Here is a 9,569-nt window from a genome sequence, read left to right on the forward strand (position 1 = left end):
AAAGCAGGATCATAGATTTTTCGTTCTTGTTTCATATCTTAAAATTAAGGTTTTATGCTTAACTTTTACTGGACGTTAAATTAGTATATCCAATTAGCAAACATTGCAGGTAGTTTATATATTTGCTATTTTATTTTATGTCAAACATTTACAATATATATATCGACGAAAGTTGTCATTTAGAAAAGGATGATTCACAAGTTATGTGTATAGGTTATATCAAAATTGATAACACCAAGTATATACAGCTAAAAGATGAGTTCAAAAAAATAAAATTAAAACACAAGAGCCCAACAGAAATAAAATGGAATAGATTGTCTTCTTCTAGATTAGATTTATATAAAGAACTTATTGATTGGTTTTTTGCTAATGATTTAGATTTCAGATGTGTGTTAATTAAAAATAAGAATAATTTAGGTCATAAAAGATATAATAGAAATCACGAAGACAGTTATTATTATAAAACTTTAAAAATATTATTAAATAATAAGTCACAAAATGACTTTAAAAGTCGAGTTTATTTAGATGTAAAAGATCATTATGGAAAAAAGAGATTATTCCTTTTAAAAAATGAATTAGACGAATTTTATGAAAAAAATTCCCCTTATATCTTTTTTCAACATATTCATTCGAATGAAAATGAATTTCTTCAATTAACCGATTTATTTATTGGTGCAATTTGCTATAAGTCTAGAAATAAGCATTCTGAAATTGGAGCCTCTCCTACTAAAAATGAAGTCGTTAAATATTTAGAAAAATGCTCAAAGTATTCTTTAGATGATGGGACAGAACCTTGGGAAACTAAATTTAATATTTATGATTTTCAGATAAAAACTTTAGAGGAAGATGAGTGATTTAGAGAATTTAGAGGACTTATTTGATGATTTAGATGACAATATTCCCTGTAAAGAGCATTTTGAGGAGATTTATAGAATATATCAAGAAGAATTAATAGATGATTATATAGAAGTTGATGGAGTCCGTTTAACTTTCAAAAGTCATAAATCTTGGATAAAAGGTTTTGAAGGATACCCTGAGACTTTTGTTCATTTAATAACAAAAGAGGAATCATATAAAAAACCGAGACAATTTGATTCTAAGAGAGCTAATCGAATTCATTGGATTAAGTGTATCTTAAAAAATATAGGTAATTCAAAAATTCTGTATTTTGAAAAAAAAGATAAGGATGATACTACGAAAAAATATTATTGGTATAAAGAAAAAAATTTCGTGGTAATTTTAAAACCTATACAGCCAAAAATATTATTAGTAACGGCATTTTGCGTAGAAAAGAATAAGGCTATGGATTTCGAATATGAGTATAACAAATACCATAATATATAAAAAAAAACCGCATCTCGATGAATGCGGTCCACATTTACGGGTCTGTGGGCAACCACGTCCTTTACACTTTGTGTATTGACACTACAAAATTATATAAATAATATTCAAAATCAAACACTTATTCATTCTTAAGTTTTATTTAGAATAGTTCTAAATAATTATCATCTTTGAGATATATACTTCTTTTGTGGAGGGAATAATAAAATTACGGAAATAAAAAAGAATTTTAAAAAAATCAATTATGCAGAATACTTGGATAGTTTTATACGATTTACATACTATTCGACTCCAAAAATGCAGAATAATTTGATTATTTTGACTCTAAATCTACACAAAGGGTAGTGGAATTACGGAAATAAAGAAAAACACCCTAAAAAATCAATTATGCAGAATACTTGGATAGTTTTATACAATTTACATACTATCCGACTTCAAAAATGCAGAATAATTTGATTATTTTGGCTCTAAATCTACACAAAGGGTAGTGGAATTACGGAAAAAGGCGAGTGGAATTACGGAAGTAAAAAAAGCCATAAAAAACAGTAATTATGCAAAATAATTGGGTCATTTTTGAGCCTAAATAACCTATTTAGCTTCAAAAATTCGAAATTTTTGGACTATTTCGACTAAAAAACCCAACAGAGGGTAGTGGAATTACGGAAAATTGGTTGTTAAATTAAATCTTAAAAGATGAAAAAACCTAACAAAGAAACCATTAAAGCAATGGAAGAACTTAAAGCTGGTAACGGTTTAAAGTTTAAAAACGCTGACGAATTATTTGATACAGTAAGCACAATCAAATATCGTGATTTGATTATAGAAGATATAATCCTCGGTTCTGCGCCACTCGATCAAACTGAAATTACAATCGTTACCGACGAGATAGTCATCAAAAACATTTACCTGCCTTATAGTCCTATTCACAATAAATTGTCCTCCCGAAAAACACCGTTAAAAGATAAAATGGAAGTGTTTGGGGAAACAGTCTTGGAAAATTTAGATTCGTTTTTGGAAATAGAAAAGCATAAAGAAAAAACCACCGCAAAAACTTGGTTGGAAATGGACTTAGAAATGCAGTCAGGCGCAATTTGGACGGATGAAAAGTCTGGAATACCGAAGAAAAAAAAATAAAAAAAGCGGAATTTTCACCCGCTTTTTCTCAATTCTAACTTTCCCCTTCGAACCCAAATCCAAAATAAGGAAGTTTAACATACGCTTTGAATTTTCTGAATTTGAAAATCCCTATGGATAACAGTACTATTATTCCTGTTATTCCGAGTGCTAAAAATAGTGTACTCATAATTTATTAATACTTGTAAAATTCTTTTTGTTCAATTAATTTTTTATTAACATTGGATGAAAATTTTTAAAATTTGGATATTAATATGTCAAATGTAATATCAGATTTTACCAAAGGTCGTTTTGCTTAACTTTTTGTGAAAGGACATAAATTAAAATACTTTCAAACATCTATAAACAAAGGTATTTCCAATGATTTTAAAAATGTGCTACACGAAAACGAAAACCAATTTACCCTCCCTATTGATAAAGATAAAATTGTTGGATTTCATCTCAAAGGACAAAAATAATCTCACAGCTTCACTAAAGTTGTGACGCTAAAAAATATCGTTCGGAGAACCACAAACACTTTAACATATAGCAAAAAAAATCCCTCCGCTGTTGCGGAAGGATTTCTATCCAGCAAAGATATAACTTACTATTATGATATACAAAAGGGTTAATTTTTAAATTAAACTTTGCTCATAAAATATTTCAAATAGTAAAAATGCAGGAAAAAAAAAGCGGGATTTTACCCGCTTTTCTCAATTCTAACTTTCCCCTTCAAAGCCGAAGCCTATTTCAGAAATTTTAACATACCCTTTGAATTTTCTGAATTTGAAAATTCCTGCTAACAATACTATCATTCCTGTTAGCACAACTAATGTAAATACATCTATCATAATTTCTACTGTTTCTATTTTATTAATAAATATCTCCTAAAATTGAATTGTTCTTTTTTACTTTTTTTATTTGTTATTATAGTTAAGTCCTTACCCCTTTTTAAAACCTGTTTTATTTTATATTTGGTCTATATCCTGTTAACCATTTCATCAAAGATAATATCGCTCTGTAGCAAATCTATTTTTCCTTAACTTCTTGCGAAAGGACACAAATTAAAACTCTTTCAAACATCTATAAACAAAGGTATTTCCAATGATTTTAAAAATGTATTACACGAAAATGAAAACCAATTTACCCTCCCTATTTATAAAGATAAAATTGTTGGATTTCATCTCAAAGGACAAAAATTGACCTACTTTAATTCTTTCAAAATTAGATTCTCTTTTCTTATTTTGAGTTTTGTCTTTTATAGGCGTTAACTGCTTGAAAAGACAGATTTCTTAATTTATATTTGGTCAATATCTTTCCTATCATTTTATCAAAGATAATGTCGCCCTGGAGCAAATGTATTTTTGCTTAACTTCTTATCAAAGGACATAAATTGAATATCTTTTAAACACCCATCAACAAAGGTATTTCCAATGTTTTTATAAATGTGTGACGCAAGAATATGGCACAAAAAAAAGCGCGAACTTTCGTTAGCACTTAAAGTACAAAGTTACGATTCTGCTAAACCAAAAGCAAAAACCTAAAAGAAACTCTTAAGTTTCTAATAGCACTGAAAATTTATTACCTGTAATCTCGAATTGTCATTATAGACAGAGAAAACATCTGATGTAAATAAGAGCATTATATAGGTTTAAATCTTTTATTTAACGAAGATTATTATTAAATTTATTCTTATTTAAGAAACTATGTCTGAGTATTTTATAGTCGTCCCTAAGTTTTTAAATTTAGAGCAACGCTTATCAAGATTTCCACCTAATTTTAAATTTAGTAAAGATTTCTGCTATTACTATATAGCAGAAATTATTAGAGAAACGATGAAGAAACATACAAGTCAAAACACTAAAATTGAATCAGTAGTAAATCAATTTATTCCACGATCTTCTGTCATAATGCAGAGCATATTTAGACAGTCAAAACGTCATATAGATTACCTTTATGAAGATTTCTTCGGAGAGGGTCGCCTTTTGCACAGAAAAAATTATGGCCCTGGAGAATGTTACTCATATCGCTTACCTGAATATTTTTGGGGAGATGGAGAACTTGAGATTATAAAAATATCGGAACATACACTTGTAAAAAACATAAAGAAAAAGAAGAAACCTACTATTCATAATGCTGTAAAAAAAAGGTTCAATTTCGCATGTGATTATTTTAATCCTAATGCGTTTGAAATCGACGATAAAGAAGCACTAAAAGACCTTTATACTGAATATAAAGTCAGTGGAAACTATAAACAATACCTTTCAAACGTATTAAAGGTTGTAGATTTTAAGAATAGTTATTTTCCTTTTTATCATAGACCTAATACAGACGGAAGATTGCATACTGCTATAACTTCGTTTCCCAAGATATGTAGAAAGCATCTCAAATATGAAAATGAGCCTTTAGCAGAAGTTGATTTATCGGCTTCTATCCCTTTTTTCCTTACATATATACTAAATTTAACTATAAAAGAGGCACAACCATATGATATACTATATAAACAGATATATAATCATAATATACTATCCCTTTATATGTTAGTAAAGTCTTCCGTATCCCTTTCTAATAGGGAGGTGGAGGATTTCAAAGCGCTGGTATTAAATGATACGATATATGATAACTTTATGGATAAGTTTTTAAATGCCCCAAATTTCGAATTTGACTTTGAAAGTAAGTTTGGGAATATTTTTGACGGAGATATTTCAGATTTAAGGAAATACAGTAAAAGTAAATTTCTTTCAATGCTTTTTGCAAAAAATACCCAGTTTCAATGGGAACAAGCAACCTTGTATGAACAATTCCCTACCATCCATGAATTTATCAAAGTTTTTAAGCAACTAAAATTAAAAAATACAAAGAGTACTGACCGTCATAAGAGATTATCTTACCTATTATTTCAGCTAGAGTCTCATTTTATGTTAAATGTAATAGCTCGTGAAATAAATAATAAGTTTAAAAGAAAAATTCCTTTCTTTTCTCTTCACGACTGTATTGTGGCGAAGAAATCGGATATTAATATTATATTAGAACAAGTTCAAAGTATTTTTATGCGTGAAATTGGATATGCCCCAAATTTAAAAATGAAAGTTTGGGAGTGATTACTCCGTGGTGAACTCTACGCAATTAATACGTATTTTTCAGATAGGATCATTATATTACTTTTTTTTATTAGTTTTCAAAATATTATTTCGATAGCTTGTATAAGGTTTCATAGTTTCATCGGGCAATATTTTTTCCTCTTCAACCTTTTTGATAATCTTTTCCGGTGCATCAATTTTATTTAGAAAAATCTCAATTCCAGTTACAGTTTGCGAACCATTATAAAAGGTTTTTCTTCTACTTATCTTTAAACCACTATCTAAAACAATATTTAAAATTCCCTCAATGTCATTCTGAAAATCTGATTGAGACGAAAAGGTTAAATCATCGATATACCTTGTGTAAGTAATGTTATGTTCATTACAAAGCTCTATCAGTTTATAATCCGTTCTTAAGAAAACAATATTTGAAATGTGTGTACTTGTAGGAGTACCTTGTGGCAATTCTCCTTTCCAGGTTGTCAATCTGGTCATGTAAAAAGCACATTGAGCATTAAAGCCTAATTCAAGAAATGTTTCATATACTTTCTTCGCAGTGATTGACGGATAGAAGTCCTGCAAATCAGTTGTTAGTATATATTTCTTTCCTTGATGTGGTTTGGCATTTGTAATATTGCTTCGCTTTTTAACACCACCGTGTACATTTTCAGGCAACTCGATTACGGCAAGTATACGGTCTTTGATTTGCTTCTGAATGGCTTTCAAAGTAGTTTTTGATGGTCTTATTGCCCTCTGCTTGATAGTGCCATCCTTGTATGTTTTAGGTTGATTGGTTTTCTTGTCTACCTTTACCTCGTACCATTCCCTGTAATGACTATCAATATTTTTGACAAGCTCATCTAGCTCTTTTTTGGATTTACCAATAATTGATGGGAAGTGTAGTTTACTTCTCAACTCTGAAGAACTCATTTATCAGAGATTTTACGGATGGGTTAATAATTTCAAATGCTTTTCTTTTCTCTGGAGAAATATCATCTTCATTAAGTGATAAATAGAATAATATAGGTAAGGGCAAATCAAGATTTTCACTTATCTTTTTTAACGTAGATAAATTAGGCTCTTTAGCATTATTTTCTATCTGAGATAAATAAGTTTGGGTAATACCACAACTATCAGCAAACTCGGTCTGAGTTTGTCTGCGTTGTTTTCTAACATCTTTTATAACTGTACCTAAATTCATTTTAGTCGATATTAAATGGAAAAATTTAAAGGGTGTCGGAAAAGTAATTGTTGTTTAATCTGTAGCATAATTCAGTAGCATTAAATTAAAAACTTAATAATCAGGTCGATGATGTCGGCAATTTCCATTTGGTACTGCTTATCCGTCAATCCTTTCTTTGTTCTTAATCTATTCAATTTTGCAACTGCATCGTTCAATAAATTAACGTCACTCTCCGAAAGAGAACACTGGTTCTGTAGGATGGTTTGTAATGATATTTTTAAACCATCGATGTTTTGAAGTCTTTTTAATCTAGACATAATAAATAAGATTTTAAAGTTAATGGGGCATTATTGCACCCTGCTTATTTTACAATAGCCCATTACTAAATGCGTAGACAATGTTCTCTATACACCACTTTAAAATCCCTGCTCCTATCAATAATAAAATAAGAAACATTCAAAATCAATTTAATTAATATCAAATCATCTAATATCCTTTCTCCTTGTATCAGTTATTGGCTGATTGGGGATTGAGGCATTTCGAGGACAGACAAGAGGATTGACCCGAAACCCCATAGGGGTTGTTTAATGAATTAAACAAAAAAATATAAAGCTCCACTTAGTAACTAGCTTTCAAAACATATTTTCAAAGAACTATGATGCAAATATACAAATTATTTCTGACAGTTAATAAAAACAAGTAAAATATTTTAAAAAAATAATAATCGTACTCACATTTTATCAGTGTTAAAAAAGATATAGATCAAGAACCTTTTTAGAGCAATTTTTTATTTTTCCATAGACAGAGAAAACATTATCATCTGAAGCCTCTCTTCTTTTTTCGATTCTGGATTTGGTCTTGACTCTCTGTATTTATTTGTTCCAAAATTATTTGTTGTATAGGATTTATATTCTGTGAATCATTTTTCTGTTCCTGTTTTTTTTCTGTCCCTTTCTCCATTTTATAGGTTGGTGGGATGTCCAATAATGAAAATTTTTCATTATATTTTAATTGCTTTTCGATTACAGAAGCTTTAAAATCGATTTGGCTTCCTTTAACTGAGAGTTTATCATAATGAAAAGAAGTTCCTGCAAGTCCTTTGCTATTGATTTTATATTCGAAATTGATTTTATGTTTTTGTAATTCTGATTTTAGCTGTTCGGGATTTGCAATTCTTTTATTTTGTAAACTTTCATTGATTTTATCTTGGATAAATTCCTTTTTATCAGATAAAGATTTCTCTTTGTCTTTTGGATTTCTGACCAGATTATTTCCTTTTCTTGGTACTACATCATAGCCCTTATCATTTGCAGGATTGTAAACAAATCTCCTTTTTCCAGCCAAAGAATTATCCAATCCCAATTTTTTTTCAGCCTTATCAATAGCAACCTCCAATCTGTTTTTTGAGAAATTGTCGGATAATAATTTCCCATCTAAACCGACCCGATTTACAATTACGTGATAATGTGGTTGTTTGTCATTATGTTTAACAACCATATACTGATGGTTGTTTGCGCTAATTCCTAAGTCTTTCATTGTGCTTTTTACGGCTTCAATTCTTTTACTTTCTTCGGTTTTATCATCTTTTGAGAAGCTGACAGAATAATGCATTACTGGCTTTTTCACTTTGGTATTATCAAGCGCAACGGCTCTCATTTCCCTACCAATTTCTTTATGATTTGTAGAGAAAATATTATTTTGTTCTATGATTTCGGGTCTTTTATCTTTTTCTTCTTTTGCGTACCGCCCCTGGGCGAGTACGTATTCACTCGCACCCGAAAAACTATTACCAGATTTGTGGATATTTCCAATCATTTTTATAATTATCTCTTGTAATGTTTCTTCAGCTCTGACAATAATTCAGAAAATTTAGTTTCCAATTCTAAGGGTTTTTCTTTCGTAGAATGCCAAAGTTTTATCATCTGATTGAAATTAATTGCAACGCCATTTAATGTTTTTCTTTCATCGGAACTTATAGAAATCACCTCACCGTTCAGAAGCATTCTTCTTGAAAATTCAGATAGAGAAAGACCAGATTTATCTGCTCTTTCTTGTATTTCACTTTTCTCTTTTTCGGTAATTCTGATTTCAAAACGGGTTCTTTTTTGAAGATTTTTTTTATTTAATTCATCCTTTTTCTTTTGAAAATATTTGATTAGTGTCTTCGCTTTTTCTCCATCTAAATCAAATTCTAATTTGTTCATTTCATTATCAAGATTTTGAAAAACTAAAATTTTATTTTCCTTTTTGAAAATTTTCAAAAGTATATTTAGTTCAAAAAATATTTCTAAATCGATGTTAGAAAAACCTTTTTCAAAGCTTCCATTTTCTTTCAAAATGCCCAAATGTTTTAGACCTTGTTTTTGGTTTTCTGCTATATAATTCATAAAATATTTTATGTTTTCTCTGTCTATAAATTGATTCCAAATTGGGGGAAATCGAAGATTTTTTCAAAAAGGATTTTAGGCTTGCCGTTAAAAAATCCTTACCCCGTAGGGCAAGCATTGGAGTTTGATAGTAATGTAGCGGAGTGAAATGTACGGACAAATACCACTGCTTGCTACTTAATAACTGTTCCATTTTAACACTAAGTTAAAAAATATTTTTGTTATGCCAAAATATCAATATTTTGCAAGTCATTGTCTTCGATAAATGAAACTGAAATATTAAAACTAAAAGAAAAAAAAGAAAAAAAAAGAAAGCCATTCAACCAATCGAAACGGATGAAAAAAATATATAAATAGTGGAATGAAATGGAACTGATTATTCCGAACAAAGTACACCACTCATTCCGAGGCAAAGTACACCAGTTAATTTCATAAAAAACTTCCTAGACTTTCCACTGGATTCGT

Annotated in this window: 10 protein-coding genes; 4 read left to right on the forward strand and 6 right to left on the reverse strand. The window is 29.4% G+C overall.

All coding sequences use genetic code 11. The features are described 5' to 3' along the window. Positions 1 to 137 precede the first annotated feature (137 nt). From F564_RS0117005 to F564_RS0117015, 3 genes are all read left to right on the forward strand, one after another. Positions 138 to 854, forward strand: coding sequence for a DUF3800 domain-containing protein (locus F564_RS0117005; RefSeq protein WP_028123659.1), 717 nt, complete (start codon positions 138 to 140; stop codon positions 852 to 854). Next, positions 847 to 1,344, forward strand: coding sequence for a hypothetical protein (locus tag F564_RS0117010; protein ID WP_028123660.1), 498 nt, complete (start codon positions 847 to 849; stop codon positions 1,342 to 1,344). Before F564_RS0117005 ends, F564_RS0117010 begins: the two co-directional genes overlap by 8 nt. Before the next feature lie 690 nt (positions 1,345 to 2,034). After that, complete coding sequence (locus tag F564_RS0117015; RefSeq protein WP_028123661.1) at positions 2,035 to 2,475, forward strand: hypothetical protein; 441 nt, start codon at positions 2,035 to 2,037, stop codon at positions 2,473 to 2,475. Between the two features lie 34 nt (positions 2,476 to 2,509). Here the strand turns inward: F564_RS0117015 and F564_RS21135 are convergent, their stop codons facing one another. Next, positions 2,510 to 2,644, reverse strand: coding sequence for a hypothetical protein (locus F564_RS21135; protein WP_262493710.1), 135 nt, complete (start codon positions 2,642 to 2,644; stop codon positions 2,510 to 2,512). 1,516 nt (positions 2,645 to 4,160) lie between these two features. Between F564_RS21135 and F564_RS0117035 the strand changes: the two genes are divergently transcribed. Continuing rightward, on the forward strand, positions 4,161 to 5,555 hold the full coding sequence (locus F564_RS0117035) for a hypothetical protein (RefSeq protein WP_028123662.1): 1,395 nt from the start codon (positions 4,161 to 4,163) through the stop codon (positions 5,553 to 5,555). A gap of 57 nt (positions 5,556 to 5,612) precedes the next feature. On the opposite strand, the gene F564_RS19595 is transcribed toward F564_RS0117035, so the two are convergent. The 5 genes from F564_RS19595 to F564_RS0117060 form a co-directional block, all read right to left on the reverse strand. Then, entirely contained in the window at positions 5,613 to 6,464 is an 852-nt protein-coding gene (locus F564_RS19595; protein ID WP_051259727.1) for a reverse transcriptase family protein, read from the reverse strand. Continuing rightward, positions 6,439 to 6,735 (reverse strand): helix-turn-helix domain-containing protein, encoded by a 297-nt coding sequence (locus tag F564_RS19600; protein WP_051259728.1) that lies wholly within the window; start codon positions 6,733 to 6,735, stop codon positions 6,439 to 6,441. The genes F564_RS19595 and F564_RS19600 overlap by 26 nt, the downstream gene beginning before the upstream one ends. Positions 6,736 to 6,815: 80 nt before the next feature. Beyond that, on the reverse strand, positions 6,816 to 7,034 hold the full coding sequence (locus F564_RS0117050) for a hypothetical protein (protein ID WP_028123663.1): 219 nt from the start codon (positions 7,032 to 7,034) through the stop codon (positions 6,816 to 6,818). A 499-nt stretch (positions 7,035 to 7,533) separates the two neighbouring features. After that, positions 7,534 to 8,532, reverse strand: coding sequence for a relaxase/mobilization nuclease domain-containing protein (locus tag F564_RS0117055; protein ID WP_028123664.1), 999 nt, complete (start codon positions 8,530 to 8,532; stop codon positions 7,534 to 7,536). 8 nt (positions 8,533 to 8,540) lie between these two features. Beyond that, entirely contained in the window at positions 8,541 to 9,053 is a 513-nt protein-coding gene (locus tag F564_RS0117060) for a plasmid mobilization protein (protein WP_161625951.1), read from the reverse strand. Positions 9,054 to 9,569 lie beyond the last annotated feature (516 nt).

Source organism: Epilithonimonas tenax DSM 16811, from assembly GCF_000428485.1.
Lineage (GTDB): Bacteria > Bacteroidota > Bacteroidia > Flavobacteriales > Weeksellaceae > Epilithonimonas > Epilithonimonas tenax.